Origin of the sequence: Pseudomonas sp. NPDC089530 (assembly GCF_050280705.1) — a bacterium.
Classification (GTDB): Bacteria; Pseudomonadota; Gammaproteobacteria; order Pseudomonadales; family Pseudomonadaceae; genus Aquipseudomonas.
In genome coordinates this window covers 39,640-64,177 of sequence record NZ_JBNNVU010000019.1, presented here as the reverse complement: position 1 = coordinate 64,177, position 24,538 = coordinate 39,640, and the positions used below count along the sequence as shown (strand labels likewise).

Annotated in this window: 32 protein-coding genes and 7 pseudogenes; 25 read left to right on the top strand and 14 right to left on the bottom strand. The window is 59.0% G+C overall.

The window, feature by feature from the left end; translation table 11 throughout:
* Positions 1 to 239: 239 nt before the first annotated feature.
* The 12 genes and pseudogenes from ACQKQA_RS10570 (at position 240) to ACQKQA_RS10515 (ending at position 8,336) form a co-directional block, all read left to right on the top strand.
* Positions 240 to 851 (top strand): putative metallopeptidase, encoded by a 612-nt coding sequence (locus ACQKQA_RS10570; RefSeq protein ID WP_427556498.1) that lies wholly within the window; start codon positions 240 to 242, stop codon positions 849 to 851.
* Between the two features lie 32 nt (positions 852 to 883).
* Positions 884 to 1,364: pseudogene (locus ACQKQA_RS10565) on the top strand (DUF2280 domain-containing protein).
* A pseudogene (locus tag ACQKQA_RS10560) lies at positions 1,276 to 1,942 on the top strand (DUF4055 domain-containing protein); the annotation flags it as partial. The pseudogenes ACQKQA_RS10565 and ACQKQA_RS10560, both read left to right, overlap by 89 nt.
* Positions 1,917 to 3,002 carry a phage minor head protein gene (locus ACQKQA_RS10555; RefSeq protein ID WP_427556495.1) on the top strand — a complete coding sequence of 362 codons (1,086 nt, stop codon included), beginning with the start codon at positions 1,917 to 1,919 and terminating at the stop codon, positions 3,000 to 3,002. The pseudogene ACQKQA_RS10560 and the gene ACQKQA_RS10555, both read left to right, overlap by 26 nt.
* 89 nt (positions 3,003 to 3,091) lie before the next feature.
* Positions 3,092 to 3,403: a hypothetical protein gene (locus ACQKQA_RS10550; RefSeq protein ID WP_427556492.1), complete on the top strand. Its 312-nt coding sequence runs from the start codon at positions 3,092 to 3,094 to the stop codon at positions 3,401 to 3,403.
* An 83-nt stretch (positions 3,404 to 3,486) separates the two neighbouring features.
* Positions 3,487 to 5,094 carry a major capsid protein gene (locus tag ACQKQA_RS10545; RefSeq protein WP_427556489.1) on the top strand — a complete coding sequence of 536 codons (1,608 nt, stop codon included), beginning with the start codon at positions 3,487 to 3,489 and terminating at the stop codon, positions 5,092 to 5,094.
* A gap of 44 nt (positions 5,095 to 5,138) precedes the next feature.
* Positions 5,139 to 5,744: a hypothetical protein gene (locus ACQKQA_RS10540; RefSeq protein WP_427556486.1), complete on the top strand. Its 606-nt coding sequence runs from the start codon at positions 5,139 to 5,141 to the stop codon at positions 5,742 to 5,744.
* A 114-nt stretch (positions 5,745 to 5,858) separates the two neighbouring features.
* Entirely contained in the window at positions 5,859 to 6,233 is a 375-nt protein-coding gene (locus ACQKQA_RS10535; RefSeq protein WP_427556484.1) for a hypothetical protein, read from the top strand.
* A complete protein-coding gene (locus ACQKQA_RS10530; RefSeq protein ID WP_427556481.1) occupies positions 6,217 to 6,720 on the top strand; it encodes a DnaT-like ssDNA-binding protein in 504 nt (167 codons plus the stop codon). Before ACQKQA_RS10535 ends, ACQKQA_RS10530 begins: the two co-directional genes overlap by 17 nt.
* 16 nt (positions 6,721 to 6,736) lie before the next feature.
* Positions 6,737 to 7,105: a hypothetical protein gene (locus ACQKQA_RS10525; protein ID WP_427556478.1), complete on the top strand. Its 369-nt coding sequence runs from the start codon at positions 6,737 to 6,739 to the stop codon at positions 7,103 to 7,105.
* On the top strand, positions 7,102 to 7,569 hold the full coding sequence (locus ACQKQA_RS10520) for a hypothetical protein (protein WP_427556475.1): 468 nt from the start codon (positions 7,102 to 7,104) through the stop codon (positions 7,567 to 7,569). Before ACQKQA_RS10525 ends, ACQKQA_RS10520 begins: the two co-directional genes overlap by 4 nt.
* 2 nt (positions 7,570 to 7,571) lie before the next feature.
* On the top strand, positions 7,572 to 8,336 hold the full coding sequence (locus ACQKQA_RS10515) for a C40 family peptidase (RefSeq protein WP_427556472.1): 765 nt from the start codon (positions 7,572 to 7,574) through the stop codon (positions 8,334 to 8,336).
* A 145-nt stretch (positions 8,337 to 8,481) separates the two neighbouring features.
* Here ACQKQA_RS10515 and ACQKQA_RS10510 read toward each other — a convergent pair whose 3' ends face one another.
* Positions 8,482 to 8,685 carry a hypothetical protein gene (locus tag ACQKQA_RS10510; RefSeq protein ID WP_427556469.1) on the bottom strand — a complete coding sequence of 68 codons (204 nt, stop codon included), beginning with the start codon at positions 8,683 to 8,685 and terminating at the stop codon, positions 8,482 to 8,484.
* A gap of 635 nt (positions 8,686 to 9,320) precedes the next feature.
* Here ACQKQA_RS10510 and ACQKQA_RS10505 point away from each other — a divergent pair.
* Both ACQKQA_RS10505 and ACQKQA_RS10500 read left to right on the top strand, forming a co-directional pair.
* On the top strand, positions 9,321 to 9,746 hold the full coding sequence (locus ACQKQA_RS10505) for a hypothetical protein (protein ID WP_427556467.1): 426 nt from the start codon (positions 9,321 to 9,323) through the stop codon (positions 9,744 to 9,746).
* Between the two features lie 97 nt (positions 9,747 to 9,843).
* Entirely contained in the window at positions 9,844 to 10,272 is a 429-nt protein-coding gene (locus ACQKQA_RS10500; protein ID WP_427556464.1) for a hypothetical protein, read from the top strand.
* A gap of 128 nt (positions 10,273 to 10,400) precedes the next feature.
* Here the strand turns inward: ACQKQA_RS10500 and ACQKQA_RS10495 are convergent, their stop codons facing one another.
* On the bottom strand, positions 10,401 to 10,727 hold the full coding sequence (locus ACQKQA_RS10495; protein ID WP_427556461.1) for a DUF2388 domain-containing protein: 327 nt from the start codon (positions 10,725 to 10,727) through the stop codon (positions 10,401 to 10,403).
* A gap of 286 nt (positions 10,728 to 11,013) precedes the next feature.
* Here ACQKQA_RS10495 and ACQKQA_RS10490 point away from each other — a divergent pair, with 286 nt between their 5' ends.
* The 5 genes and pseudogenes from ACQKQA_RS10490 (at position 11,014) to ACQKQA_RS10470 (ending at position 12,941) form a co-directional block, all read left to right on the top strand.
* Complete coding sequence (locus ACQKQA_RS10490; protein WP_427556458.1) at positions 11,014 to 11,301, top strand: hypothetical protein; 288 nt, start codon at positions 11,014 to 11,016, stop codon at positions 11,299 to 11,301.
* Between the two features lie 126 nt (positions 11,302 to 11,427).
* Positions 11,428 to 11,589 carry a hypothetical protein gene (locus tag ACQKQA_RS10485; protein WP_427556455.1) on the top strand — a complete coding sequence of 54 codons (162 nt, stop codon included), beginning with the start codon at positions 11,428 to 11,430 and terminating at the stop codon, positions 11,587 to 11,589.
* 2 nt (positions 11,590 to 11,591) lie between these two features.
* Entirely contained in the window at positions 11,592 to 11,948 is a 357-nt protein-coding gene (locus tag ACQKQA_RS10480) for a phage tail protein (RefSeq protein WP_427556452.1), read from the top strand.
* Between the two features lie 58 nt (positions 11,949 to 12,006).
* Positions 12,007 to 12,433, top strand: a pseudogene (locus ACQKQA_RS10475) (structural protein).
* Positions 12,430 to 12,941: pseudogene (locus tag ACQKQA_RS10470) on the top strand (lysis protein). The pseudogenes ACQKQA_RS10475 and ACQKQA_RS10470 overlap by 4 nt, the downstream one beginning before the upstream one ends.
* 68 nt (positions 12,942 to 13,009) lie before the next feature.
* Here the strand turns inward: ACQKQA_RS10470 and ACQKQA_RS10465 are convergent.
* Positions 13,010 to 13,273, bottom strand: coding sequence for a hypothetical protein (locus tag ACQKQA_RS10465; protein ID WP_427556449.1), 264 nt, complete (start codon positions 13,271 to 13,273; stop codon positions 13,010 to 13,012).
* A 225-nt stretch (positions 13,274 to 13,498) separates the two neighbouring features.
* Here ACQKQA_RS10465 and ACQKQA_RS10460 point away from each other — a divergent pair.
* Positions 13,499 to 13,747 (top strand): annotated as a pseudogene (locus ACQKQA_RS10460) (lysis protein); the annotation flags it as partial.
* A 316-nt stretch (positions 13,748 to 14,063) separates the two neighbouring features.
* Here ACQKQA_RS10460 and ACQKQA_RS10455 read toward each other — a convergent pair.
* Positions 14,064 to 14,396 carry a hypothetical protein gene (locus ACQKQA_RS10455; protein WP_427556447.1) on the bottom strand — a complete coding sequence of 111 codons (333 nt, stop codon included), beginning with the start codon at positions 14,394 to 14,396 and terminating at the stop codon, positions 14,064 to 14,066.
* Positions 14,397 to 14,683: 287 nt separating this feature from the next.
* Positions 14,684 to 15,155 (bottom strand): annotated as a pseudogene (locus ACQKQA_RS10450) (SOS response-associated peptidase family protein); the annotation flags it as partial.
* On the opposite strand from ACQKQA_RS10450, the gene ACQKQA_RS10445 reads away from it, so the two are divergent.
* Positions 15,111 to 15,443 (top strand): hypothetical protein, encoded by a 333-nt coding sequence (locus ACQKQA_RS10445; RefSeq protein WP_427556444.1) that lies wholly within the window; start codon positions 15,111 to 15,113, stop codon positions 15,441 to 15,443. The pseudogene ACQKQA_RS10450 and the gene ACQKQA_RS10445 overlap by 45 nt on opposite strands.
* Positions 15,444 to 15,732: 289 nt before the next feature.
* Here the strand turns inward: ACQKQA_RS10445 and ACQKQA_RS10440 are convergent.
* The 9 genes and pseudogenes from ACQKQA_RS10440 to sctN all read right to left on the bottom strand — a co-directional run.
* Positions 15,733 to 15,834, bottom strand: a pseudogene (locus ACQKQA_RS10440) (integrase); the annotation flags it as partial.
* A gap of 102 nt (positions 15,835 to 15,936) precedes the next feature.
* On the bottom strand, positions 15,937 to 16,995 hold the full coding sequence (gene sctU / locus ACQKQA_RS10435) for a type III secretion system export apparatus subunit SctU (RefSeq protein WP_427556442.1): 1,059 nt from the start codon (positions 16,993 to 16,995) through the stop codon (positions 15,937 to 15,939).
* Positions 16,992 to 17,780, bottom strand: coding sequence for a type III secretion system export apparatus subunit SctT (gene sctT / locus ACQKQA_RS10430; protein WP_427556439.1), 789 nt, complete (start codon positions 17,778 to 17,780; stop codon positions 16,992 to 16,994). The genes sctU and sctT overlap by 4 nt, the downstream gene beginning before the upstream one ends.
* Positions 17,777 to 18,043 (bottom strand): type III secretion system export apparatus subunit SctS, encoded by a 267-nt coding sequence (sctS, locus tag ACQKQA_RS10425; protein WP_427556436.1) that lies wholly within the window; start codon positions 18,041 to 18,043, stop codon positions 17,777 to 17,779. Before sctS ends, sctT begins: the two co-directional genes overlap by 4 nt.
* A gap of 2 nt (positions 18,044 to 18,045) precedes the next feature.
* Positions 18,046 to 18,699: a type III secretion system export apparatus subunit SctR gene (sctR, locus tag ACQKQA_RS10420; RefSeq protein WP_094949080.1), complete on the bottom strand. Its 654-nt coding sequence runs from the start codon at positions 18,697 to 18,699 to the stop codon at positions 18,046 to 18,048.
* Positions 18,696 to 19,628 (bottom strand): type III secretion system cytoplasmic ring protein SctQ, encoded by a 933-nt coding sequence (sctQ, locus tag ACQKQA_RS10415; RefSeq protein WP_427556433.1) that lies wholly within the window; start codon positions 19,626 to 19,628, stop codon positions 18,696 to 18,698. Before sctQ ends, sctR begins: the two co-directional genes overlap by 4 nt.
* Positions 19,625 to 20,686, bottom strand: a complete 1,062-nt coding sequence (locus tag ACQKQA_RS10410) for a type III secretion system needle length determinant (protein ID WP_427556431.1) — start codon at positions 20,684 to 20,686, stop codon at positions 19,625 to 19,627. The genes sctQ and ACQKQA_RS10410 overlap by 4 nt, the downstream gene beginning before the upstream one ends.
* Positions 20,683 to 21,150: a type III secretion system stalk subunit SctO gene (gene sctO, locus ACQKQA_RS10405; protein ID WP_427556428.1), complete on the bottom strand. Its 468-nt coding sequence runs from the start codon at positions 21,148 to 21,150 to the stop codon at positions 20,683 to 20,685. Before sctO ends, ACQKQA_RS10410 begins: the two co-directional genes overlap by 4 nt.
* Complete coding sequence (sctN, locus tag ACQKQA_RS10400) at positions 21,147 to 22,469, bottom strand: type III secretion system ATPase SctN (protein ID WP_427556426.1); 1,323 nt, start codon at positions 22,467 to 22,469, stop codon at positions 21,147 to 21,149. Before sctN ends, sctO begins: the two co-directional genes overlap by 4 nt.
* Before the next feature lie 192 nt (positions 22,470 to 22,661).
* Between sctN and sctW the strand changes: the two genes are divergently transcribed.
* Genes sctW through ACQKQA_RS10380 form a run of 4 tightly spaced genes read left to right on the top strand, consistent with a single transcriptional unit; the run spans position 22,662 to position 24,536 of the window.
* Positions 22,662 to 23,537 (top strand): type III secretion system gatekeeper subunit SctW, encoded by an 876-nt coding sequence (gene sctW, locus ACQKQA_RS10395; protein WP_427556423.1) that lies wholly within the window; start codon positions 22,662 to 22,664, stop codon positions 23,535 to 23,537.
* Positions 23,518 to 23,793 carry a TyeA family type III secretion system gatekeeper subunit gene (locus tag ACQKQA_RS10390; RefSeq protein ID WP_427556420.1) on the top strand — a complete coding sequence of 92 codons (276 nt, stop codon included), beginning with the start codon at positions 23,518 to 23,520 and terminating at the stop codon, positions 23,791 to 23,793. The genes sctW and ACQKQA_RS10390 overlap by 20 nt, the downstream gene beginning before the upstream one ends.
* Positions 23,794 to 23,802: 9 nt before the next feature.
* Positions 23,803 to 24,174: a type III secretion chaperone SycN gene (gene sycN / locus ACQKQA_RS10385; RefSeq protein WP_427556418.1), complete on the top strand. Its 372-nt coding sequence runs from the start codon at positions 23,803 to 23,805 to the stop codon at positions 24,172 to 24,174.
* The gene (locus ACQKQA_RS10380; RefSeq protein ID WP_427556415.1) at positions 24,171 to 24,536 is read left to right on the top strand and encodes a YscX family type III secretion protein; all 366 of its coding nucleotides are present in this window, start codon (positions 24,171 to 24,173) and stop codon (positions 24,534 to 24,536) included. Before sycN ends, ACQKQA_RS10380 begins: the two co-directional genes overlap by 4 nt.
* The last annotated feature ends 2 nt before the right edge of the window (positions 24,537 to 24,538 follow it).

Sequence of the window (24,538 nt, the reverse complement as noted above, 5' to 3'; positions counted from 1 at the left end):
GGGTAGGTGTGCCGCAGGTGAGTGCGGCACGGCTAAGGTTAGGGCCTGTAGAGTAGGCATGTGAGAGTTGCTGGTTCGCTATAGCATTCTGGCCCGATTGCGTACCCGAGGGCGGCTACGGCCAGTGCTAACCATATAAGGTGTTTCATGGTTGCTCCTGATTTAATGTGGAGGCAGTAGTTGGCCATGGGAAAAGATACTTCGGGGCGCCAATTGGCCCCCTGTACAGGGGGGCGATCATGAGTCAGCGCCCCTTGCCGCCACCCGATCTGCTCGATCACCCTTTCCTGACGCTTTTGCCAGCTCCCGAGGTGTGGGGGTGGATACAGCAGGAGATCCTGGCTGCCACCGGCAGCATCCACAACGTGGAGCACGCCCACCTGGTCGACGCTAACGTCCAAGTGCTCTGGGCCTCCGAGGCATTCGCCAAGCAAGGCCGCACGGTGCTGGGCCAGGCCGAGAAGGTGATGCACCGGGCCGGCGGATGGCAGAAGGCCCGACAAGAGCAGCAAATGCGGGAGTGGTTCGGCGAAGGGCCCGAGTTTCTCATCACCCTAGCTGCCGACTACTGTACCCAGTGCTCTGACGCTGAGTTCTGCGCACTGATAGAACACGAGCTTTACCACCTGGCTCACGCCAAAGACAAATACGGCCAACCGGCCTTCACCAAGGAAGGCGCGCCCAAGATCGAGATGCGCGGCCACGACGTCGAGGAGTTCGTCGGTGTGGTCCGCCGCTACGGGGCAGGGGAAGACGTACAGCAGCTGATCGACGCTGCAAGCCGGCCGCCTGAGGTGGCCAAGATCAACATTTCGAGGGCCTGCGGAACCTGTCTGCTCAAGTCTGCCTGACCTTGGACAGACCTAAGACGGAATAGAACCCTATGGCGGCCCTGAACAACGAGGTGAAGGCCTTCATCGTTCAGGCCTTGGCCTGTTTCGATACCCCTGCACAGGTTGCAGCTTCGGTCCGAGGAATTCGGCATCGAGGTAACCCGCCAGCAGTGCGAATCACACGACCCGACAAAGCGCTCGGGAAAGGACCTGGCCAAGCGCTGGGTCACCCTGTTTGAAGACACCCGCAAGCGATTCCGAGAGGAGACGGCAGAGATCCCGATCGCCAACCGTGCGTTTCGCCTGCGCGCCATGAACCGCTTTGTGGAGCGCGCCGAGGGGATGAAGAACATTGCCCTGGCCATGCAGAACCTGGAGCAGGCCGCGAAGGAAGTCGGGGACGTCTACGTCAACCGGCAGAAGAAGGTCGATGACGACGGCGATCAACCTGGGCCACTACCGGACCAGCGCCGATTACGAGGACAGCGTCTTCTGGTGTGGCCAGGCCCAGCCGTGGATTTCAGGGCTTGATGAGCAGTGGCGCGACTGGATGGAGAAGAACGGCGTTTATATCGGCTCCAGGGCCCCCCATGATGCTGCCTGCCGGTGGCTCATTCGGGTATGCACAGCCGCTGTCGAACACCCTGGTCAAGGAGGCCATGGCCGACAAGAACCAGATGATGATCGAGCTGGGCGCCCGAATGGTCGTCGCGTCTCTATCGTCTAAGACAGCGACCGAAGCCCGCGGCGATCAATCTGCATCGACATCGGTCCTTGCCGGCTGCGTGGCCAACGTGAGCGAGGCGTATACCCGGGCGATCATGTGGTGCTGCACGTACATGGGCATCACAGACAACAAGGTCACTTACCAGGTCAACCAGGAGTTCGTCGAGCTGACAGCTGATCCGCAGATGATCACCGCGCTGGTTGGGCTCTGGCAGAACGGTGGGTTCGCTAAAGCTGACCTACGGGCCTACCTGCGCAAACTGGGGTTGATCGCTCCAGAACGCACTGACCTACAGATCGACAGCGAGCTGCAGGAGCAGGGCGATGGCCTGGGCTTGGATGACGAGGACAAACCAAATGGCGGCAAACCAAGCAATCCTTGACGCCACGATTCGGCACGCGGTCTTCCTCGAGCAGTTGAAGGCGGGGGAGGTCGGCAAGTTCGCTCCCTTCCTCAAGGAGATTGATCGCTCGATCCGCGAGCGGCTCACCCAAGCCGATCTGACCGAGTACAACGTCAAGCGGCTGGAGGCGCTGCTCAAGGAGGTCGACAGCCTGCTGCTGGGCATCTTCGACCGGTACAGCGCGCAGCTGAATCTCGACTTGATCGAGATCGCCAACTATGAGGCTGAGTTTGAGGCGACGAGCTTGGCCAGGTCGGCGCCGGTTGGTGTGTCGCTGGACGTGGTTGTGCCGACGGTAGCAGCGGTTCGCACTGCGGTGCTGACCAATCCGCTTAGCGTGCGCGGCACCGGCAGCGGCAAGCTGCTGAAGTCGTTCATCAAGGGGTGGACCAGTGCGGAGCGTGATCGGGTCACTGGGACGATTCGGCAGGGCTTCTTCGAGGGGCAGACGAACTTCCAGATCATTCGCAACATCCGCGGCACGAAGGCGGCTGGATACAAAGACGGCGTCCTGGCAACTATCAACCGCAACGCCAGCACGGTAGTGCACACAGCGATTCAGCATGTGTCGTCGCAGGCGCGCATGGAGGTGGCCAAAGCTAATACCGATGCGGTGACCGAGATCGAAATGGTCGCCACACTGGACAGCAAGACCAGTCAGCAATGCCGGTCGCTGGATAAACGACGGTTTCCCGTAGATTCCGGGCCCCGGCCGCCGTTTCATCCGAACTGCCCGACTACGTTCATTCTGCTGACCAAGCTCAGTGAGTTTTTCACCAAGGGCGCCACGCGGGCCGCAGTCGGAGCTGATGGCGCAGGGCAGGTCAGTGCGAGTCTTGATTACTACCACTGGCTCCAGCAACAGCCAGCGGCATTCCAGAACGTGGCTATTGGCCTAGTCCGGGCCAAGTTGTTTCGCGAGGGCGGGTTGACCGTCCAGCGCTTTGCAGAGCTGCAACTTGATCGCAACTTCGCGCCGCTGACTTTGGTGCAGATGAAAAAGTTGGAGCCGCTGGCATTTGAAAAAGCGAAGGTATAGGTAAATGCATTGATTTATAGCGAATTTAAAATGATTGAATTGTCTAGCTCGGCTTGAAACCATGGGTGACGAACTGCAGGAGTGTCGGTATGTCTTTCAAGATCATTAAGCTCCAGACAAATGCATCACGTGACTACATTTTGTTGTCGGATATTTTCGACTGGTTTGAGCCAGAAATTATTGGGGGGACAAATAGAGCAGAGCCTCCAGTCCGAAATGCTTACGTAATTTACGGGGATATTGAGACGGTTGAGGACTTCATCCTCTCCGACAAGAAAATCTTCCAGCAAAGAAAGACCCGTTTTGTTAGAGCCTTTTTGGATAAGTACGCTTTGAACGAGGGCGACTCTGTGAGAATCGAGCGCCTCGCACCATTTACCTACCGATTTATGCCCGATTAAACCTGGCGTTCAAAACCAACCCGCTTCGGCGGGTTTTTTTATGCCTGTAAATCGGGCAACACATACCCAAGGGGTGAATCAACGTGGCAGAAGAAAACGAAATCGACCTGGACAATCCGGCAATCAAGGCCGCTATCGCGACTGCTGTTGAAGCATCCGTTTCCGGGCTTAAAGCCAAGAACACTGAGCTGCTGGGCAAGCTGAAGGACGCCTCCGGCAAGCTCAGCCAGTTCGAGAGCCAGTTTGAAGGCCTGGACCTCAACGCCGTGAAGGGGTTGCTGACCAAGGCCGGCCAGGACGAAGAAACCAAGCTCCTGACCGAAGGCAAGATCGACGAGGTCTTTACCAAGCGCACTGAGCGCCTGCGTGGGGAGTTCGACAAGCAACTCAAGGCGGAAAAGGATCGCGCCGACAAGGCCGAATCCTTCGCCAGCAAGTTCCGGGACAAAGTCTTGGGCGACTCTATCCGTTCCGCTGCTATCAAGGCCGGAGCGCTGCCCGAAGCTGCAGACGATCTGATCCTGCGCGCCAAAGGCCAGTTCACGCTCAACGAAGAGGGCGAAGCGATCGCTGTCGACAAGGAAGGCCAGGCCATCCTCGGAAAAGACGGCAAGACCCCTCTGACTCCGCTCGAATGGGCGGAATCCCTGCGCGAAAGCGCACCTCATCTGTGGCCAAGGGCTTCAGGGACCAATGCCCCGGGCGGGGGTGGCGGTAATGCCGCATTGAAGCGCTCCGAAATGACGTCTGTGGCCAAGCGTGAATTCATCACGAAGAACGGCCAGGACGCGTACCTGGAGCGTATCCAGGATGTGATCGACATCTTCAATACCTCCTCCAATGGCGCCCTGGTTCTGGACAACGAGCTGATCGAAGGCGACCTGCGCAAGCGCGCCTTCTACAAGCTCGGCGGCTCCATCGCTCACCGCGACGTTAACTCGACTGCCGCGGTGGCCGGCCAGAAAATCGGCTCCGGAGAGATGGTCGGTGTGAAGGTGCCCTTCAAGTATGGCCCTTACGAGACCACCGAAGAGGCCTTCAAGCGCCGCGCGCGTTCGCCGGAAGAGTTCTCCGAGCTGGTCGGTGTCGATTATGCCGATGCAGTGCTGGAAGGCTACATCCAGTACGCCATGGCAGCACTCAAGGCTGCAATTGGTGCGAACCCGGCGATGGTTGCCAAGGCAAGCTTTGCCACCGACGGAAAGAAGGCCCTGACCAAGGGCATGCGCAAGTTTGGTGATCGCTTCGGCCGTATTGCTCTGTGGACCATGGACTCGGCGACCTACTTCGACATGGTCGACCAGGCCATCACTGAGAAGGTCTACGAAGAAGCCGGCGTGGTCATCTACGGTGGCCAGCCAGGCACCATGGGCAAGCCGGTGCTGGTATCGGACACCATCCCCGCGGAAACCATCTTCGGCCTGCAGGCTGGTGCGATCAAAATCACCGAGTCCCAGGCCCCGGGCTTCCGCTCGTACCCGATCAATACCCAGGAAAACTTGGCGATGGGCTTCCGCGCCGAGGGCACCTTCAACCTGGACCTGTTGGGCTATAGCTGGAAGGACTCCACCGGTGGCGTGAACCCGAATCTGGCCGCGATTGGTACCGGTGCCAACTGGACCAAGTACGCCACCAGCGACAAGGTCACCGCCGGCGTCCTGATCGACCTGTCCACCCCTCCGGGCCCATAAGCAACTAGCGGGCGGCTCTGCCATGAGTCGCCTTGGATATTCCCATGGAACTGATTTACACCGCGCAGAAGTCCGGCTTCGACCCGGACAAGCGCTATCGCAACCCTGAGCATTTCGATCGCGCAGAATCCGGCGTGGAGAAGGTCGTGGTTGTTGGTGAATGGCCCAAGGTGGTGGCTGCCTACGAAGAGGTGGGCGCCGAAGTATCTATCGTCGAGGCGCAAAAGGTAGCGCCGCAGACGTGCGCTGGCGGTGGCGGTCGTGACGAGGCGTTTCACGCCGAGATCAACGGCATCCATAGTGACCTGAAGTCGGTGGGCCTGATTGTCGAATCGTTTGCAGAACAGCGTCTGGAGCGCCCCGAGGGAGATCTGGGCGAAATCGCTGGCCGACTGTTCCAGGTTCTGGAGGCGGTCAATGCCGGCATCGCCAGCCTGCAGCGTGAGCGCGATGGTGAGGTCGAGAAGTTCGCCCAGCTGGAGCGCGAGAAGGCTGAACTGCTGAAGCAGCTGGAAGCCCTCAAGGTTCCGAACCCCGATCCCGAGGTCGAAGCGCTAAAGGTCAAGCTCGACGCCGCGGGTATCACCTACCGAGCCAACGCTTCCAGGGAATCCCTGGAAAAGCTCGTCGCCGAGCTGATCAAGGCTTAGCACTGGAGGACAAGTACCTCTGCTTTAGCATCAGCTCTTCATTCGCTTGCTCATCCGCAGTATGTTTCCAAATTGCTCCGCATTTGATCGGTCGCTAGATGGGTAACAAACAATATGGATGCAGCAGAGGTACGTAAGAAGTGCGAGCGCCTTCTTGAAACAGATCACATGGACCACGAGGAGATTGTCTGGTCCCTTCAACAGGCCGCGAATCCCTACAGCATTCCCTTTCTCCGCCAGGCCATATTGCTCAAGCCTGATCTTGAGTATCTAGATTTCGATGACTACGGCAGTTTCTACAAAAAATGCCTTTGGGCATTGCAGGCGATTGGTACTCCAGACGCATTTGCTGTCATCGAAGAGTGTACGCACTCGGTGGAGGATGATTTGTTCGAGCAAGCGATGTATCGCATGTCCCGAATAGGTATCAAGGGTCGTGGTTCTGTTGGTTTGGCTATGTGGAGCCCCGAAAATGACGTTAATAATTGAGACGGGCCAGGGTAATCCCGAGGCCGAAAGCTACGCATCCGCCGAGGACCTGACCCTGTATGCAGTTAAGTTTGGTGTGACGATTCCTGCTGAGGCTCTCGCGCAGGAGGCGCTGTTACGCCGGGCCGCCTTGGCCATGGACGGCATGACCTGGAAAGGGCGCAAGACCAGCAACGAGCAGGCATTGGCCTGGCCGCGCCGGGAAGTGCTACTGGATCACGAGATCAAGCCCGACAACTATCTGCCGGCGCGGATCCAGTACGGCCAGATGGCTCTGGCTGCAGAGATCCATCAGGACGACATCGACCCGCCGGAGAAGCGCAAAGGTGCGGTAACGCTGGAGCGTGTCGAGGGCGCGGTAACCCGCGAGTACGCGACAATTCCCAACACCAGCGGCCGACTGTTGCCGGCAGCGCCGGATCGCCCAAGCGCAACGCAGTTTGCCGACTACCTCCAGAAACGGGGGCTTTTCGCCGTCCGCTCATAGCTGAAACGGAGCCACCATGGCCTTCTACAACGAAATGGCCGTGATGGCTCTGGAGATGATCACAGAGTTCGGCCAGCCTGTACTCGTCCGCGACATCAAGCCTGGCGAGTACGACCCGGGCACCGGAACAGCAGGACCTGATACCGTTACCGAGCAAGCCGCCCAAGGCATCCTGCTCGACTTCACCGGCCTGGAGTTCCAGGCCAACAGCCTGATCAAACAGGGCGACAAGAAGCTGAAGATCGCCGCGCAGGGACTGGCGTGGGTGCCGGATCTGCTGAACAAGGTCATCATCCAAGGCCAGATCTGGTCAATCGTCCCACCGCTCAATGAGATCAACCCCGCCGGCACGCCCATCCTGTATGAGCTGCAGGTGCGGTCATGAGCCGGGCGGGCACCGGCCAGTCCGGCAGCTTTGCCCTAAGCCTTGCCGAGTTCGCTGCCCAGACCACCGAAGCCATCGACGCCAGCCTGCGCGAGATCATCATTGAGGTCGGCAGCAGTCTGATCCGCATGTCGCCCGTGGGTAACCCAGAGATCTGGGCGCAGAACGCCGTGGCCAGGCAATACAACAAAGCCGTGGACGATCACAACAGCGACTTGCGCAATGATCCGGCCATCGGCCGCCAGGCGACCACGCTGTGCCACTGGTGCCTAATCGGTGGCTACCGTGGCCCGAACTGCGGCTACACCGGCGGCTACGTCGACCAGGACGGCCTGCCCACGACCGATCCGGAAAAGGACGAGTGCGATGCCCCCCTGGGCCGGGGGTGCATTCCGCGCTTCGGTGAGGGCAACGAGCTGCCGTTCGGTGGCTTCCCGGCTGTTTCCCTTATCGCGCGGAGCTGATCATGCGCAAACACATCCTCGCCGCCGTGCAAGAGCACGCCGCGGCGGAATACCCGCGCGAGTGCTGCGGGCTACTGCTGGCGGTGGGCCGCAAGCAGGTCTACTACCCCTGCGCCAATGCGGCCACTGAGCCAACCGAGGAATTTCGCATCGCGCCGGAGCAGTACGCCGAAGCGGAAGACCTGGGCGAGGTGATCGGCATCGTTCATTCGCACCCAGACGCCACCAGCCGGCCGTCACCGCGCGACCTGGCCATGTGCGAGGCCACGGCGCTGCCCTGGCACATCTTGAGCTGGCCCGAAGGGGATCTAAGGACGATCACGCCGGCGGGCCACACTCCATTGCTCAAGCGGCCATTCGTCCACGGCGCCTGGGACTGCTGGGCAATTTGTGCTGAGTGGTACAAGCGCGAATGGGGGCTGGAGTTTGAGGCCTTCCAGCGCGCTGATGGCTGGTGGGAAGACCCGGCCGGGCCGAGCCTCTACGAGCAGGCCTATGAGACGGCAGGGTTCGTGCGTGTCGACCAGCCACGGCGCGGCGACATGATCGTCATGGCGGTAGGGCGCACGGCCCACCCGAACCATGCGGGGATCTACCTCGGCGCCGATCCGGAACTACCCAGTGAGGCCGCCGAGGTGTTCGGGCCTGGTCCTTTCCTGCTGCACCACCTGTATGGCCGGCCGAGCGAGATCATCGTTTTCGGCGGGCCCTGGCTCGATCGAACGCGCCTGATCCTCAGGCACAAAGACGCACAACCAACCACATGATGCGGCAGGGCCGCAGGAGAGAGTGATGGAAAAATGAAAAGTGATCTGCTCAAATGCCTGGACTCGATGGCGCTTTCTCTGGCGGAGCATGATCATGAGCGGAGCCATGAACAGCGCCAGGCATATGAATCAGGCGTTGCCTACCTTACTTCTGACGATTGTAAGGGGACTGATTTGTTGGCTTGAGACTTACATTCTCCTCAGCAGCTTTCGAGTAGATGGAGTCCTCTGATCGGCCAAGCTTCAGTCCAATTACCCGAGTCGGAGTGTTTTCCTTAGCGAGCTTTTTCAGTTCAGCAACTTCTGCTGCTGTCCAAGCTTTTCCTGAGTTTTCAGGTTGTTTTGCCATTTTTGACCTCCAGGTCATAAACGCGCCGAAATTGGCGCAACCCCAGTCCTTGGGCTTGCAGGCAAAGGACTGGGGAGTCCTTTAGCCTTTCGTTTGGGTTTCCACGATTAGACGCCAGCCGATAGTCTTTGCTGACCCGGGATGTTGGTGAGTGTTCTGAGGTGGAAAACGCGTGTCTTTATTGGATGTGATTTCATCGCCGCAGGTCTCGCATCGGTATATTCCTGATACGGGAACGTTATCGCCAATTTTATGCACCGTATCCCAAACAACGCCGCCGAGAATGGTACGTGGTGTCTTCTTGAGGTACTGCTCCGTTTCATGCGTATAGCGAGCCATTTTCCGTCCTACCTTGGTTCGAAATGAGGCGCAACGCTACTACGTCGAGTTGAAGACCAGTTACTGGCATTCCATCCACACTGGATGATCGATCAGGAGCAGTTATAGAGCTTTATACCGGTGCAGTGGAGAGGTAGCGAAAGCCAGGGCACTGCCGTGAAAAGCCCGCCTGAGATGCTGCTTCTTGATTTCCTCGGTTCATGCGAGGTCGCCCCGGCTGCTTCGTGATCCGCTAAGCGTTCGGTAGACTGCGCCGGTTGGCTGGATTGGCCAGTCATATTTTCAGATTTGGAATTATGGACAAAAGTGCACCTCTGGTACGGAACGCTTCACGCCCGGCTCTGGTCACCTTCGCGGTGATCTACTGCCTGTTCCTCACACTCAAAATTTCCTACTGGCTGGCCAGCGAAGGCTGGGACCTGGCTTGGATGGGCGATATCGCGCTGATTGCGCTGCTCCCTCCTGTACTGACTTGCATCCTGTTGCTCACGGGCGGCCTATTGCTGTGGTGCCGCAGCAAAAAATCCTCGTGGTGCTTGTTGGGCGCGCTGCTTCTGGGGCTCACGCTGATCCCGATCATGCTGCCGGAGATTCTCCGGGTGCCAGCAAGCATGTATGTGCAGGCTGCCTGGTACGTGCTGCCGGCCACCCTGCAAGCAGCCCTGCTGGTTGGCGTCTGGTTCTACAGCCATCAACTGCGCAGAACCGGCTACTTCAAGTAGGATGCCATGTTCGAGGCCCAGCCCCGCGCTGGGCTTTTTCATTCACACCTCAGCTCACCTGATGATATCGTTTTGCCTTTAGCAAAGGAGGCGAACGATGAAGGTAAAAAGTTGGGAAGGCTGGGAGCCTGAGTGGCTTAAGCTTGTCGATCATCACCGCAATGCACCGGCAGTGCCTGGCGTTTACATCATCTGCGCAGATCGAGCAATCACCCGAGCAGTGGGGGTCGACGACAACGGCGTTTTGACTATTGGCGAGTCCGATAACCTAAGGCGACGGCTCGGTGCTTTCGTTCGGTGCGCTCAAAATGAAAAAGCTAAAGGGCATATGGCGGGTTGGCGATTCAAGTTTGCCTCGTTTGAAAATGCGTTTCCCCTGGACTCTTTGTGGGTGAGCTGGTGCCCCACGGCCGACAAGGCTGCTGCGTACGCAAAGGAAGGGGAGATGCTTGGCCTGTACCTTTCCGAGCACTATGAACTGCCACCACTGAACTACAAATTCAACTGGTCCCCACGGAAGCAGTAGGTCGAAGCCCAGCCTAACGCTGGGCTTTTTCGTTTCTGGTCACTTGATGCTGCAGCCCCTGCTTTCAGGGCGAGGAAGAGTCATGCGGCCTGTCCAGAGTAACCCCTGTTATGGACCTGGAAGCGCCCCTATTGGCCGGCAGGTCGCTCATCTTGAATGAGGAGCATTTGGGCCAGATCCTCGTCGCTTGTATTGAGGCCCGGATGATCGTGTCTAGCCTTCATCAACACCGACTCGAGATAGGCGCCGCGAATTGCGCCTCCGCTTGCAACGAAGCTGGAGAGTTCATCGCGGGCGGACGTTACGACTTTGTCGTCTCTGAGCGTCGAGTATAGCGACACGGAAATCCCTGCCGAAGTAGCGATCTCGTCCGCATCAATATGGTGTCTGTGGGCCATAGCCGAACCGAAGGGCAGGCAAATCATCAGCAAAGGGATGAGGAGTATGCGGCGCATGAGGTGTCCTCCTAAGGCTGACGCCTTAATGGCTTACCATATTTTTTTGATAAGCAGCGCCAGCCAGTAGTTCCCTGTCTGCGCGTTATTGCTGAGCAACCAGGTCTGGTATCGTTGGCCCCTTTTCACAGGAGTGACCTGCATGAAATTGATCGTAGGAGCGCCGGCCGCGATCCTGAGTTCTAAAGGTGAAAAGCCAGATCTCATTTGCTCTTGGAACCGCTAAAAAATGGATAGCTTGTCTCGCATAAACGAGCTTCTGTTAGACCACAAATGCGTCGTCTCTATGAACGTCGAAATGCAGGATTTTAAGTACAACCTGGTGTTGACGATGTCGTCCACCGATGATCCAGAGACAGGCGCGGTAACGGTCAATTTCCAAGATGTCAGCGCGCTGAATCTAAGTGGTTTCGGCGGCGGCCTAACTCAATTCATGGATCTCGTCGTTACACGAGTCGACTCTGGTCTCGACAGAATTAGGTATGAATTGAGAGATGTTGAAGACGAGAAGATCTCGTTCAGTTTCTTTACCTTCAGCGAGCTAGTTCACAAGGAGCAATCATGCGGATTTTGATACCTGACCGAGCGCCGTCCAACGAGCACGCTTGACGAACGGCGCAACTATGGCGGGTTCGATTTTTCGTATTCCGGGGCCGCGACGGGCATTCCCGCCAGCATGACCGGAGTCTCAGTTCTCACGATGAACTACAGCAACGCTTTTTCGAATCAACTGATGATCGGCTACAGCAGCAACACGATGTGGATCCGGAGCACTGCAAACGGGGCCTGGTCGAGCTGGGACAAGGTTTACACCACCAAAAATACAACCCGTGCCTCCGACGGCACTCTCCAGGCGATTTGATCATGAGACGAGCAGCAATCAATGTTCTCGGCGCGACTTATGACTTCGTCACCCAGGGCGATACGGCAGTGACTTACTCCCGAGAGTCGAAAGGCGTTTACAAGGTTTACGGTTGCCTGGGCAGGGTGCCATTTCCGCCAGTCGACGACGGCTGGGGTTGCACCGTCAACCAAGTCGACAACCGTGCAGATGTGGAAACGGATTTCGCAGATGGGGTGCTGACTGTGACTGTCACCAAAGACGGTCAGCCCTACGACCTTAAGCACATGATCACGCTGCACATCCTCGTCCCGGATGCTCCAGAAGTAGAGATGCCTCAGATGCTGCGGGCCGACGAAAAACAACGCGCCGAAGCCTGACCTCAGCCCTAACACCAATGCCGCCCATGAGGCGGTTTTTTTATGCCTGGAGAAAATCATGTCGACGACTGAAACCCGCGGGGTGCGCAACCGCAACCCCAGCAACATCGACTACAACTCAGCCAACAAGTGGCAAGGTCAGCTCCCGCCACCCCCCCCCGCTTGAGAAGCGATTTACACGGTTCGACACACCAGAGAATGGTATCCGCGCCCTGGGGAAGGTGCTGCTGACCTACCAGCGCAAGCACGGGCTCAGGACGGTGAAGGCGATCATCAGTCGCTGGGCGCCGGCAGTGGAGAACGACACGGCCACATATGTGCGCGCGGTTGAGGCGAACACAGGCACCTGGCCTGGCGCCGAGGTGGGCCTGGCCCAGCCGTCGGTAATGGCAGGCTTCGTCAAGGCGATCATTCATCACGAAAATTCCGGGTATGCATATCCGGAGGCGGTTCTGACTGAAGGTGTGCGGCGGGCACTTGCATGACGCCGGTTCAGAAGCTGCTCGGCGTGCTGGTGCTGGCCGTCCTGCTAATCGCAGCCGGCGCGGGAGGTGCATGGCAGGTGCAGGACTGGCGATATGGCCGGCAGCTTGCCGAGCAGGCGCGAACCCATCAGGACGACCTGTCCGTCATCAGCAACGCGGCTTCCGCCCAGCAGCAGGTCGAGCAGAACAAACGCCTAGCCCTGGAGCAGCAGTTGCAGGCCAGCGATCAAACCCACCACCGAGCCCTGAGCGATGCCCAACGTGATCAAAGCCGCCTGTGTGACCGCCTTGCTACTGCTACCTGCGGCTGTCGGTCCTACTCAACACCGCCGCCTCGACTGGTAGCGGTGGGTTGCCAGCCGCCGCCGGCGCCTGCGGCGTGGTTCATGGAGCGACGAGAGCCGAACTTGACCCAGCGTATGCTCAACGAATTATCGGTGAAGGCGATCAAGGACTGATCGCTTTGCGGGCGTGTCAGGCGTATATACGTGAGAATAATCAACGATAACTATTGGTTGGGTTTTTAGTTTTCTAAAGACAAGGTGCCCGATAGGCACCTTGAATTATGCTTTCGAACTAGTTGCTGAGAGGAGAAATAACTCGGCCGTTATCTTTAACGTCAGAGTTTCCAACCACAATTGAACTGTCAGACTGTACGTAGTATGGCTTTTCTGTGCCGCCCTTTCTTAGCGAGAGCACAAAACCACGGCTGTCGGTCCTATTCCAGCTATCTGATTGTTCCACGGCGATAGCGAAGTAACCAGTTTGGCCGTCGTTGCCCCATTGGTTAATTGCAACTTCAATTTTATTTGAGGTCCTATTTTTAACACTAATGCCCATGCCTATATTCCTTTTAGACTGTGAGTTATAGAGTTCGTTACCTCATGCTCTCTAATCACCATAAGCAGTATGTAGCTGTATGTAGCGCCGTTAGAGCTTCCAGTAGGAAAAGGTAACGCACTCGTAAGCGTAGCCACAATATTGTCAGTAGCAAGAATTTTTAAGGGGTTGAGCGATTATCACAGGCTGCCAGACAGTATCGTGCTGCGTGATGAACAAGCGAAACAGGCTCACCTGCGCGGTCAGCTAGCTACTGCTGACTTGCGGCTGTCAGTCCTTGTCGACGCCGCGGATGCAGCCAGTAACTGCAACGTGCCTGCCACCGCCGCCTCCGGCGGCCTGGTTCATGGAGCCCCGCGAGCCCGACTTGACCCGGCGCATGCTCAACGAATTGTCGGTATCACCGATTCCGGCGACCAAGGACTGATCGCATTGCAAGCCTGTCAGGCTTATGTGAGGGGGCTTCAAAAATAGGGATCGTGTTCGTTAGACAGGACACGGGGAGGGCGGCGCTGGTCAGGCGTCGGCAGTCTATCAGGCGCGAGCGTGATTTAGTGGCAGTCGTCTCGGCCTGTTCGGGACGTGTTCCGTTATCTGAAATCTCGTGGCAAACAATCTCATTATCGGAATCACCGACATCGGCGACCTAGAGGGATTGATTGCACTATAGTTTTGTGTGCGGTGGAATTAGGTATTAACCATTGGGTGATCGTACAGGCTGACTATGTTTGAAATAATTCCCCCCAGAAAACCCTGGCGGCTTGGGGGGATTAAATATGATTAAGCTGGATCAGTTTGAAGAGAAAGTTGCAATGATTTGGTCAGTATACTTGACGCCATCTGCTGCTCCCTCTTTGACTGTGCCATTAAATACAATGGTGAAATAGTCTTTTTGACCCATGAGTCGAACTGTTCCATTAGTTACCGTTACGCTACCAGCTCCTGTTACTGGTTCGTATATGGGGTCGTCTAACGTTAGGTTTGCAGTTGTGCTGGTTAGACCGAATAAAGAAAATACGATCGCGGTTTTTCTGGTGGCAGAGTCTACGGACGCATTATATGTACTTTCTACGGTAAAGCTTGGGGATAGACTTGTAGTGTCGCTAATTGATTTGGTGGCCATGTCGAATTCCTTCTCGAGTAGTTGATTGTGAATCAAATGTCTGATTCGCCTTCGAGTCTAATCATTATTTCTCTACTTTATAGGTGCAGTTTTTAGATTGAAGTGCGGTGCAGATATTGGATGCCTTATAAATATCTAACCTGCTCTGGCGCGCGCAAGGCCTCTAGACTGCGCATCTAGAGTGAAGTAGCGTTAAGAAAAATGAGCCGGAATAATGATGACCGCTGGTCGGACTCCTAGGGCCATGAACGAGCCGTCCTTCTTCAGTCGGTGCTGCTTGCTGGAAGTCAGGTTACAGGCTGAATCAATTTCCCTCCTTGATTCCGCACATTACCCACCTCCAACCCGACCCGAAACCACTCGAAAACCTCGGGCGGCTCTCCCTGGCTCACCATCATTTCCTCCGCTTGCTCCTTGGGCGTGCGTGGCCAGGTCCAGCCACTCACGAGCTAACTCCGGCGCCAGGACTACCGGCCTGCGGTCGTGAATGTCGACCATTCCCCCTTCGTTATCTGCCGTGATGATGACAAAACCTTCGTGCTCGCTTCTGTCCTGACCAGGCAGTTGTCCGATTGAAGCGCAGAGGATGGGGGAGCCGTTCCGGTGCTTGATCAAATAGGGCTGCTTCCTCGGGCCGCCTTCGTCGACCCACTCGAACCAACTATCAATAGGGCTGATAGCCCGATGCGGCCATATCTGCCGGAAGAATGGGCTATGAGCGACCTTCTCGACGCGTGCATTTATCGGTGCCGCACGATCTGTATTGTCCCGATGCGAGATAGAGGGGTTGGTAAATCATGGGAGCAGATCGGCAGAGAGAAGCCGATCCGCGGCGACGTGAATATTCGCCATGAGACGTGCAAGACCATGAATCGTGACAGCAACATAGCGAGGATCCGACCGGCAATGCCGCTTGATCCTGAGTTGCTTCCTCCGTTGATTGATGCGTTCTTGTCCGGGATGGCAACCAACGCCTTCACGCTGAGCGGGATTGAGGAGATCGACGGACGCCTGTATGCGCAGTCGTGGTACTGCAGGCCTGGGTAGTGGATTGTGTTCGGTCGGCAGAACGCCGGAATGGTTGTGCGCAAAACCCTCGCCACAAGCCGCGAGTTATCGTTTGCGAAATCACAAAAATGATGGTGTTTTGTTGCCAATGAAATCATTAAAATTCGTTTTGTATCAATATTTTATGAAGATTCAGGCCCCGGCATGGGGTGCTAGGGGTCGAGTGTTCGAATCACTCCGTCCCGACCATATTTTTCAATGACTTAGCCCAATGTTCGCAGCATTGGGCTTTTTCATGTGCGTGACTTTTGTGTGACTTCTCGATTTTTCATGCCTGTCTCCTCTTCGAAATAGTCAGTGCCGGGCCGCGAGAGTCCGTGGCTGATACCCTCTTTGCAGTGTCAATCAGCTTCCCAAGCTCAGCGCCGGATCGTTCTGGATCACGTGCTTGACCCATCTGCCCTGTGAGGCCGCCAGCGATGACTGCAGGATCGGCATGATGCGCAACAAGTCCGAGAAAGCCGAAGGTGTTTCACTGGGCCGGGGGCGGTGTCTGTTGCTGGCTGTCGAGCCAGCGCAGGACTTCGGCGGTGGGCTGGATCAGGTCGGCGGGAATGTACTGGTCGACATGGCTGTCCTGATACAGGGCCCGGGCCAGGGGCACGCGTTGTAACACGGGAATGCCCTCTTCCTCGGCGATGCGCCGCACTTGCAGGGCCAGTGCCTCGGTGTGTTTCAGCGTGACGACCGGTAGCGGCGTCTCGCCCTTCACGTAACGGACGCCAATGGCTATGTGGGTGGGGTTGGCGACAATCACCGAGGAGCGCTTGACGTCGGCACGCAGGTTGCTCGACTGCAACTCCTGGTGAAACTGACGCCGTTTACTTTTGATCTCCGGGCTTCCTTCCATCTCTTTGTATTCGCGTTTGATCTCGTCCTTGCTCATGCGCAATTGCTTGTTGTGCTGGTAACGCTCGAAGGCATAGTCGAGCGCCGAGATCAGCACGAACCCTACGCCGCAGACCAGCAGCAATTGCTCAAGCAGCAGGCCTATCACCGGGGCGATGCAGCCCATGCCGCAGCCGGGCAGCCTGATCAGGGAATCGAGGTTACCGGCCAGGGTGGTCCATACCAGCAACGACAACAGGGCCACTTTGATGATCGACTTGAGGAAGTCCACCAGGCTGCGGATCGAGAAAATCTTCTTGGCACCTTCCACCGGGTTGATCTTGTTCAGGTCGGGCTTGATCGACTCGCCGCTGAGCAGGAAGCCGTACTGCGCCAGGTGCGCCGCGATGACCACCAGTGCCGCGACGGCCAACAGCGGCAGGCAAAGGTAGACCATCTCCTGGAACAGGTTTTCCACCATCAGTTGCAACGCCAGCCCGAAAGGCAGGTTCAGGTAGGTCTCGGGCATCAGCGTCAGTTGCCCCAAGTGTTCCATGTAGTACTCGGAAAAGCTCATTAGCGTGGCGATCAACGACAGGATCAGTGCGGTGGACACCACTTCCTTGCTTTTGACTACCTGGCCCTTGGTGCGCGCATCGCGGAGTTTCTTTGGCGTGGGCTGTTCGGTTTTTTCGGCGCTCATGGTGTCTCCAGTACCGGGCGCAGTTGGTTCAGCGGGTCGAGTGCGAGCAGCAGGCTGTCATAGGCGTGTTCCATCAACACGTTCAGGTAAATCACCAACAGCAGGCTGGCGACGATGCTCTTGATCGGCATCGCGAGGATGAACACGTTCAGGGACGGGGCGAAGCGGCTGATCAGGGCCAGGCCGAATTCGGCCAGGAACATGGCGATCAGCAGGGGCGCCGCCAGCAGCAGGCACAGGCGTAGCAGTTGCCCGAACTGGCCGTAGAAAAAGTCCACCCATTGGCTGCCGAAGTAGGGGAAGAAGGTCGCGACCGGCCAACTGACAAAGCTCTGGAACAGCGCGCCGATCAGCGTCAGGAACGCGCCCCCGGAGAAAAACAGGGTGATCAGGGTTTGCGTCAGCAACAGGCCGGTGGGGCTGGTCTGGCTGCCCAGGGTCGGGTTGAGCGTGGACGCGATGGACGCGCCGCGCTGGTTGTCGATGATGAAACCGGTCGCTTCGATGGCCCAGAACGGAATCGTGGCGACAAACCCGATCAACAGGCCGAGCAACACTTCCTTGCCGATCAGCATGGCCAGGTCGATGCCGTCGAGCGTCATGGGCAGCGTGCCGGCGACAGTCGGGTAGGCAAACAGCGCCAGCGAGCAGGCCACGCCGTTACGAATCAGGCCACCGCCGAGCATTTGTTTGCTCAGGATCGGCATGACCACAAAGCAGCTGATGATTCTGGGTAGCAGCAGGGTGTACGCCAGCATGAGCTGTTGCAGGTCCTGGATGCTCATCGCACGAGGGGGATCTTGAGCAGGGTCAGTTCGGCGAAGGCATAGAGCTCGTTACCCATCCATCCAGCGGTGGCAAACAGAGTGACGACCACGGCGATCAGTTTGGCGACAAAGCCCAGGGTCTGTTCCTGAATCTGGGTCAGTGCCTGCACCAGCGACACCAGGGTTCCAACGGCGGCGGCCATGAGCACGGTGGGCATGGACAGGATCAGCACCAGCCACAGGCTCTGGCTGGTGAAGTGGAGGATATCGGCGTTGCTCACCCTCAGCCTCCGTAACTGATGACAAGGCCGTGGGTCAGCCGCGCCCAGCCATCGAGCAAGACAAAGAGCAGCAGTTTGAACGGCAGGGAAATGGTCATCGGCGAGACCATCATCATCCCCATCGCCAGCAGGATGTTGGAAATGATCAGGTCGATGGCGATGAAGGGCAGGTAGATCAGAAAGCCGATTTCGAAGGCGCGAGTCAGTTCACTGACCGTGAAGGCAGGCAACAGGATCAGCAGGCTGTCGGGTTCGAGCCGGTCCGCGTATTCGCTCGGCCAGACCTGCCGGGTGCTGTCGACGAAGAAAGCGTGTTCACGGGCCTGGATCTGTTTCTTCAGAAAAGCCCGGTACGGTTCCATGCCCTCGTCGAGGAACTGCTCCACGGATTCGGTCTTGCTCAGGCTGACGTCATGGGTGCGCAGGTAGTCGCGGGTGGCAAAACCGACGGGCGCCATCACGTACAGACTCAAGATGATCGCCAGCCCGTACATCGCCATGTTCGGCGGGATCTGCTGCACGCCCAAGGCGTTGCGCAGCAGCGAGAACACCACGGTCATCTTGATGAATGACGTGGCCATGACCGCAATGAACGGCAGCAACGCCAGCAGCGCCAGCCCGAAGATCAGGCTGAGTTCGTCAGGCAGTTGAATCATGCGGGCAGGTCCTGCAGCAGGCGGGTGACGCGTACGCCGAGGCGGTCCTGAATACTCACCAGCTCGCCCACGCCCAGGCAGCGCTGGTTGACCAGGATTCGCACCTCGCCTTCGAGCGGGGCGGCCAGGTCGATCAGTGACCCCGGTTGCAGGGCGGCGAGGGTGTGCAGGTCGAGTGTCTGACGTCCCACTTCGAAGCTGACCTGGACCGGGAGCTGATCAAGACTGGCCAGATCGTGGGGGATTTCGAGGGGCGCATCGTTGTGCATGGCAAGCAGTTCCAGTTGAGAGTCGTGGTGGCGGAATTGTGCCCAGGGGCGGTTTTCGACCACGCCGAGCAAGTGGCTGGCGGCATCGTGGCGTGCCGGCAGTAATAGAAGGTCACCCGTGGCCAGTGAGTGCAGCTGTGCAGGGAGCAGGCAGACCGGGCCCCATTGCAGCGAAAGCTGCAGCACAACCGCCGTCAGCTCCGCCAAGGGGCGAGCGGGCAGGAAAGCCAGCAGCGCGCTTGGGTCACCGTCGAGCCAGAGGACCAGTCGTTGCGCGCCGCGTGACAGCGTCAACGCCAGCGTGGGCGTCCCCGCGCCAGGCTCGGGGTGGCACGCTTGAATGCTGTTCCAGACCAGCCCCGGCAACACCGCACTTTCCAGTTCCAGCAAGGCCAGTTGCAGCGGCGCCGGCAGGCTGCCGAACGCCGCTTCTTGCAGGTGGGGTTCAAGCCATCCGGCCAGGGTTGCACTGTGGCACCGCCAGCGTAGCGCCAGGCCTTGCCAGTGAACCTTCAGCAGCACGTCCGGTTCGTCGGGTTGCGGCAGGATCGTCAGCCGGGCTTCACCCTTCGTGAGCGGGTAGCGACTGCGGCAACGACTGACTTTTTGTTGCAGGGCCAGTTCCGAGGCTTCAGCGCGAGGAAGCGTCAAGCGGCTCATGAGTCTTGCTTCCACTCGTCATACACGTGCCGCCGCTGTCGTGAACCCTGGTCGCCCCCGTGTTGATGCTGGGTAAAGGTCAACTGGATCGGTTGTCCGGGGTTCAGCCGTTGCAGGCGTTCCATCAGGTCGCCACGGGCGAGTTGCAGTTGCAGCAGGCTGCCGGGGCTGGCCTGGATTTCGACGTGCAGCTGCCCGCGTGAATGGGCGAGCTGGACATCGACCTGCCCCAGTTGCGCCAGGTTCACCTGAAGCAGCGTGGTGCTGCCATCGCGGGAAATGCCGGCCTGGATGTGCAGTTGCAGCGTCTGCACCAGTGTGCCGAGGTCTTTGCTGAACGGTGGTTGCTCGGTGGCGTTCAGCAGGCGTGCCAGCAGCTTGTCGCCTGGGGTCTGGCCGCTGCTCGAAGAGGGTTTCGGGTCCTCGGGCAGTGAGTCGAAGGGCGGCTGCTCGTCACGCCCGTCGGAGGTGTCGTGTGGGTCCGAGGGCGCCTCGGGGGCTGAACTGGTGGCGTGCACGCCCGGCATCACGGGCAGCGACTGTTCCGGATTTTTCACGGCCGTCGTGGCGCTGTCGCGGTGGTTGGTTCCGGGTTTGGGACGGTCCGTCGATGGCGGTGGCGCCGTGACAATGCCCGCGGGAGGCTGGGGCGTGGGCGGTTGTTCGGGCTCGGGATGCGCGACAGGTTTATCGAGTTGGTCGGTCTCGGGCCTTTCGACGGGCTCTTCCTGTGTGGCCTTTTCATCAGGCGCGGCGGTTTCCGGCGCGGTGCCCGGGAGGTGCGGTTGGCGGATAGGTTCGCGGTCGGTGGCTGTGGCTGGCTCAGCCTGTTGGGCCTCATCGTCCAGTGGGCGTGAAGCGTCCTGAGGCGTTTTGCCCGGGGCGCGGATGTCGAATTTGCGCGGAACCTCGGCACGGCGCTTGTCGCTCGCATCAGGTTTGCTGTTCAGCGCCCGTTCGAACTCGGCCTGGCGGTTCCTGTCGGCTGCCACGGGTGCCGGGGCCGGTGAACGGGCAAGGGCATCCTGCGTGATGTCCGGTGGGGAAATTCTGCTCATGAAACGGCCTCGACACGACGGAACTCTTCGAGCTCCTGTTCTTCTTTGAACTCAAGCAACATCCGCTCCTCGGCGAGGGCGTGACGGTTCAACTCGTTGAATTTTTCGACCTGTTGCTGAGCTTCCAGCAACTGACGCCGGCTCAGGCGCAGGCGCTCGCGTTCCTGGGTCAGGTTTTGGGCGTGCTCGGCAATGGTCTGTTCCAGCGCCGCTTCCTTTTCGCGCAGGCGGGCAACCTGTTGCTGCCACTGCTCAAGCTGTTTACGGTTCATGGGCTCAGCCTTGCAGAGGTCGAACAAACGGCTTTCTTCCGCCTGGCGCCACTGCCGGTACTCCAGGTGTTCAGCTTTCGCGGACTCCCGGGCACGGTGTGCCTCGGCAACCCGCAGCTCCTGGCGTAGCAGTTCCTGTTCGGCGCGCTCGACACGCAGGCGCTTGATGCGCAGCAAGGTGGGCAGGGTCATCGAGTCAGGCTCGCGAGCTGTTCAAGGCAGTGCGGCAGGTCACTGGGTTCGTGGGTGCCCTGGCGCAACCAGGCACGGATCGCGTCCATTTTTTCGATGGCGCGGTCGGCCACGGGGTCCTGGCCTTTCTGGTATTCGCCGATTTTCAGCAGCAACTCGACTTCTTCATACCGGGCCAACCACTCGCGCAACTGGCTGGCGGCGCTGCGGTGTTCAGGGGTCACAATCTGGTTCATCACCCGGCTGACCGAACGCAGCACGTCGATGGCCGGGTAATGGTTGGACGCGGCCAGCTTGCGCGACAGGACGATGTGCCCGTCGAGAATCGAACGGGTTTCATCCGCCACCGGCTCGGTCATGTCGTCGCCTTCGACCAGCACCGTGTACAGCGCAGTGATGGAGCCTTTGTCCGATTGGCCGGCGCGCTCCATCAACCGGGGCAGGGCGGCGAATACGGAGGGCGGATAGCCGCGCCGGGTCGGTGGTTCGCCCGCAGCCAGGCCGATCTCGCGCTGAGCCCTGGCAAACCGCGTGACCGAGTCCATCAGCAGCAGGACGCGTTTGCCCTGGTCGCGGAAGTACTCGGCAATCGTGGTGGCGACAAAGCCGGCCTTGGCGCGCTCCATGGCAGGCCGGTCAGAGGTGGCAACCACCAGTACCGAGCGTTTGAGGCCTTGTTCCCCGAGGTCGGACTCGATGAATTCGCGGACTTCACGCCCCCGCTCACCGACCAGCGCCAGCACGATGACGTCGACGTCCGCGCTGCGCATCAAGGTCGCCAGCAAGGTACTTTTGCCGCCGCCGGCCGCCGCGAAAATCCCCATGCGCTGGCCTTCGCCGCAGGTCAGCAGGCCGTCGATGGTGCGCACGCCGAGGGAGATCGGTCGCTCGATCAGGTTGCGGCTCATGGGGTCGGGCGCATCGCGGTACACCGGATACCAGGCGCTGGGTTCGCCCAGGCTGATCCCATCGAGCGGTTGGCCGAGGCCATCAAGCACCTGGCCCAGCAAGTGATCGCCCACGCCGACCTGGTGCATGGTGCCGGTCGGGCTGACTTCAGTGTTCGAGGAGATGCCGAGCATTTCCCCCAACGGGGTCAAGAGTGCCTGGTGCTGTTGGAAACCAATGACTTCAGCCATCAGCGACAGCGAGTGATCCGGGTTGCGCAGTTGGCACAGTTCACCCACGCGCACGCCCGGCACCACCGCTTTGAGCAGTGTGCCGGTGACCTGGGTGACCCGGCCGCGAATTTGAATCAGCCGACATTTATCGATGGCCTGCTGTATCTGGCCGGTGATGTGTTCGAGTGAGAGGTGCATGGTCGGTCTGGGTGTAGGACTGGTGGCCACTATAGATAAAGGGCCGCTTCGGTAATTTCAGTCCCGGTCGCAAGTTTTTAGAAATTGGTTGGCGCAAGGCCTAAAAAAATGCGACCGATTTTGGCAGAGGCCCCGGTGGCCGAATTTCTACAATGGAACCCACACCACCGTTGTCTCCAAGTGAGTGCCCCTATGGCCAATATTCAGAGTGTCGTCCCTGCCGCGTCGTTGCCGGATCGACAGACCGAACCGACCATTGCGCGCGACAGCCGGCCGGCCGGCAGTTTCCAGGGCGAAAGTGTGCATTACATTTCCACCAGTCAGTCCATGGCCGACTCCGCGGAAGAGCTGACATTCGCGTTCTCCGAGCGGGTCGAGAAGTCGCTGGCCAAGCGCAGCGTCAGCGATGGCCAGGCGCGGCTGAGTGAAATCCTCGAGATGCTCGAGGAGTACCTCAAGAAAGTCCCGGACCTGGAGTCCCAGCAAAAACTCGAAGCCCTGGTCGCGCACCTCGGCAGCGGGCAGTTGAGCAACCTGGCGCAGCTCAAGGCTTACCTCAAGGGGTTCTCCCGCGAGATCAGTCATCAGTTCGTCGCCCTGTCCCATGCGCGTCAGGAACTGGCCGGCAAGACCGACGCCCGGGCGATGGTCGAGCTGATTGACCAGGCGCTGCTGGAAATGGCCCAGGAGCACGGCCATGCCATTGAATTGGGCTTGCAGATCGGGCCGCTGGCCAAGGAAGCGGCAGAGCAGGGGGTCGGCGATATCCAGTCACTGCGCGACACCTACCGCGATGCCGTCATGGACTATCGCGGCCTGGCCGCGGCCTGGAACGACATTCATGCGCGCTTTGGCAGTTCAACGCTCGAAGGCGTGACGGGGTTCCTGATGAAAGCCTTGAGCGCCGACCTCGACCGTCAGCAGACCCGGCTCGACCCGATCAAGCTCGAACGGGTGATGAGCGACATGCACAAGCTACGGGTGCTGGCGGGCATGTCGGATCAGGTCAAGGCACTGTGGCAGGCGCTGGTGACGGGGGAGCGAGGCCATGGCATACGGGCCTTCTGAGCTGATGGGCGGGTTGATCGGCCTGATCGACAAGCGCTGGGCCAATGTTCAGGACGTGCAGCGACTGATCGTGCCGCTGGCGATCAAGGACGCTGCGCGCCAGATCCATTTCTTTCGCGAGATCAAGCGTCTGATCCGACTGATCCCCACGGAAATTTTTACCGATGAGGAGCAGCGTCAGAACCTGCTCAATGCCTGTCAGCTCGCGCTGGACCTGGCCATCGACCAGGAAGAAGACGAATGGCGAGCACAATGAGTAAACGACATGCACTGGATTGACCAAGCACTGGCGCAGTTTTGTCAGGACCTGGGAGTAGCCGTGCCGGCTCTGGCGGGGGCACTGATCCAGCTGGAGTTCGAGGAAACCGGCACGCTGCAACTCGAACAGCATGATCGCAAGCTGACCCTGTGGCTGGCCGTGGACCTGGAATGGCATCAGGTTCACCAGGGCATGATCCGTGCCCTGGCGTTGACGTTCAGCCGTACCGGGCCGGAGTTGCCGTTGCGTTGCGGGTGGGCGGCCGACACACGCCTGTTGTTGCTGATTACCCTGGATGAGCGCCGCGTCACTGCCCCGGTGTTGCATCAGGCGTTCCGCACCTTGAGTTCGGCGCGCCACGCGGTGCTTGAGCAGTGAGTCGGATCAGCGCCCCGCACATCGGCATCGAGCACCTGACCGAAGTTGGCGATCAGCATCAGGCATCGGGCTTGCCCGAGCGCTATGTGCTGCCGCCCGACGGGCACTCCATCGAGGCCCACCTCGACAATCTCTACCCGGCGGACCTCGCTGGGCGTCGCTTGCTGGCGTTCGCCTGTCCCCACGAGGGCTTTCACGAGTTGCTCCGGCCACAGGCGTTTCGCCAGGCCCTGACAGGCCTCAGGCAGCAGGTCTCTTCATCCGATGCGCCCGAGTTTCAGGCGGTGTCGGCGCTGTTGCAAGCGCGCAGCGAAGATGAGTACTTGCTGCAGATGGCTCTCCATTTGCTGCACAAGGTATGACC

Coding starts and splice junctions, on each gene's coding strand:
- ACQKQA_RS10570 (WP_427556498.1), top strand. CDS start 240: ATGAGTCAGCGCCCCTTGCCGCCACCCGATCTGCTCGATCACCCTTTC.
- ACQKQA_RS10555 (WP_427556495.1), top strand. CDS start 1,917: ATGGCGGCAAACCAAGCAATCCTTGACGCCACGATTCGGCACGCGGTC.
- ACQKQA_RS10550 (WP_427556492.1), top strand. CDS start 3,092: ATGTCTTTCAAGATCATTAAGCTCCAGACAAATGCATCACGTGACTAC.
- ACQKQA_RS10540 (WP_427556486.1), top strand. CDS start 5,139: ATGGAACTGATTTACACCGCGCAGAAGTCCGGCTTCGACCCGGACAAG.
- ACQKQA_RS10535 (WP_427556484.1), top strand. CDS start 5,859: ATGGATGCAGCAGAGGTACGTAAGAAGTGCGAGCGCCTTCTTGAAACA.
- ACQKQA_RS10530 (WP_427556481.1), top strand. CDS start 6,217: ATGACGTTAATAATTGAGACGGGCCAGGGTAATCCCGAGGCCGAAAGC.
- ACQKQA_RS10525 (WP_427556478.1), top strand. CDS start 6,737: ATGGCCTTCTACAACGAAATGGCCGTGATGGCTCTGGAGATGATCACA.
- ACQKQA_RS10520 (WP_427556475.1), top strand. CDS start 7,102: ATGAGCCGGGCGGGCACCGGCCAGTCCGGCAGCTTTGCCCTAAGCCTT.
- ACQKQA_RS10515 (WP_427556472.1), top strand. CDS start 7,572: ATGCGCAAACACATCCTCGCCGCCGTGCAAGAGCACGCCGCGGCGGAA.
- ACQKQA_RS10510 (WP_427556469.1), bottom strand. CDS start 8,685: ATGGCAAAACAACCTGAAAACTCAGGAAAAGCTTGGACAGCAGCAGAA.
- ACQKQA_RS10505 (WP_427556467.1), top strand. CDS start 9,321: ATGGACAAAAGTGCACCTCTGGTACGGAACGCTTCACGCCCGGCTCTG.
- ACQKQA_RS10500 (WP_427556464.1), top strand. CDS start 9,844: ATGAAGGTAAAAAGTTGGGAAGGCTGGGAGCCTGAGTGGCTTAAGCTT.
- ACQKQA_RS10495 (WP_427556461.1), bottom strand. CDS start 10,727: ATGCGCCGCATACTCCTCATCCCTTTGCTGATGATTTGCCTGCCCTTC.
- ACQKQA_RS10490 (WP_427556458.1), top strand. CDS start 11,014: ATGAACGTCGAAATGCAGGATTTTAAGTACAACCTGGTGTTGACGATG.
- ACQKQA_RS10485 (WP_427556455.1), top strand. CDS start 11,428: ATGAACTACAGCAACGCTTTTTCGAATCAACTGATGATCGGCTACAGC.
- ACQKQA_RS10480 (WP_427556452.1), top strand. CDS start 11,592: ATGAGACGAGCAGCAATCAATGTTCTCGGCGCGACTTATGACTTCGTC.
- ACQKQA_RS10465 (WP_427556449.1), bottom strand. CDS start 13,273: ATGGGCATTAGTGTTAAAAATAGGACCTCAAATAAAATTGAAGTTGCA.
- ACQKQA_RS10455 (WP_427556447.1), bottom strand. CDS start 14,396: ATGGCCACCAAATCAATTAGCGACACTACAAGTCTATCCCCAAGCTTT.
- ACQKQA_RS10445 (WP_427556444.1), top strand. CDS start 15,111: ATGAGCGACCTTCTCGACGCGTGCATTTATCGGTGCCGCACGATCTGT.
- sctU (WP_427556442.1), bottom strand. CDS start 16,995: ATGAGCGCCGAAAAAACCGAACAGCCCACGCCAAAGAAACTCCGCGAT.
- sctT (WP_427556439.1), bottom strand. CDS start 17,780: ATGAGCATCCAGGACCTGCAACAGCTCATGCTGGCGTACACCCTGCTG.
- sctR (WP_094949080.1), bottom strand. CDS start 18,699: ATGATTCAACTGCCTGACGAACTCAGCCTGATCTTCGGGCTGGCGCTG.
- sctQ (WP_427556433.1), bottom strand. CDS start 19,628: ATGAGCCGCTTGACGCTTCCTCGCGCTGAAGCCTCGGAACTGGCCCTG.
- ACQKQA_RS10410 (WP_427556431.1), bottom strand. CDS start 20,686: ATGAGCAGAATTTCCCCACCGGACATCACGCAGGATGCCCTTGCCCGT.
- sctO (WP_427556428.1), bottom strand. CDS start 21,150: ATGACCCTGCCCACCTTGCTGCGCATCAAGCGCCTGCGTGTCGAGCGC.
- sctN (WP_427556426.1), bottom strand. CDS start 22,469: ATGCACCTCTCACTCGAACACATCACCGGCCAGATACAGCAGGCCATC.
- sctW (WP_427556423.1), top strand. CDS start 22,662: ATGGCCAATATTCAGAGTGTCGTCCCTGCCGCGTCGTTGCCGGATCGA.
- ACQKQA_RS10390 (WP_427556420.1), top strand. CDS start 23,518: ATGGCATACGGGCCTTCTGAGCTGATGGGCGGGTTGATCGGCCTGATC.
- sycN (WP_427556418.1), top strand. CDS start 23,803: ATGCACTGGATTGACCAAGCACTGGCGCAGTTTTGTCAGGACCTGGGA.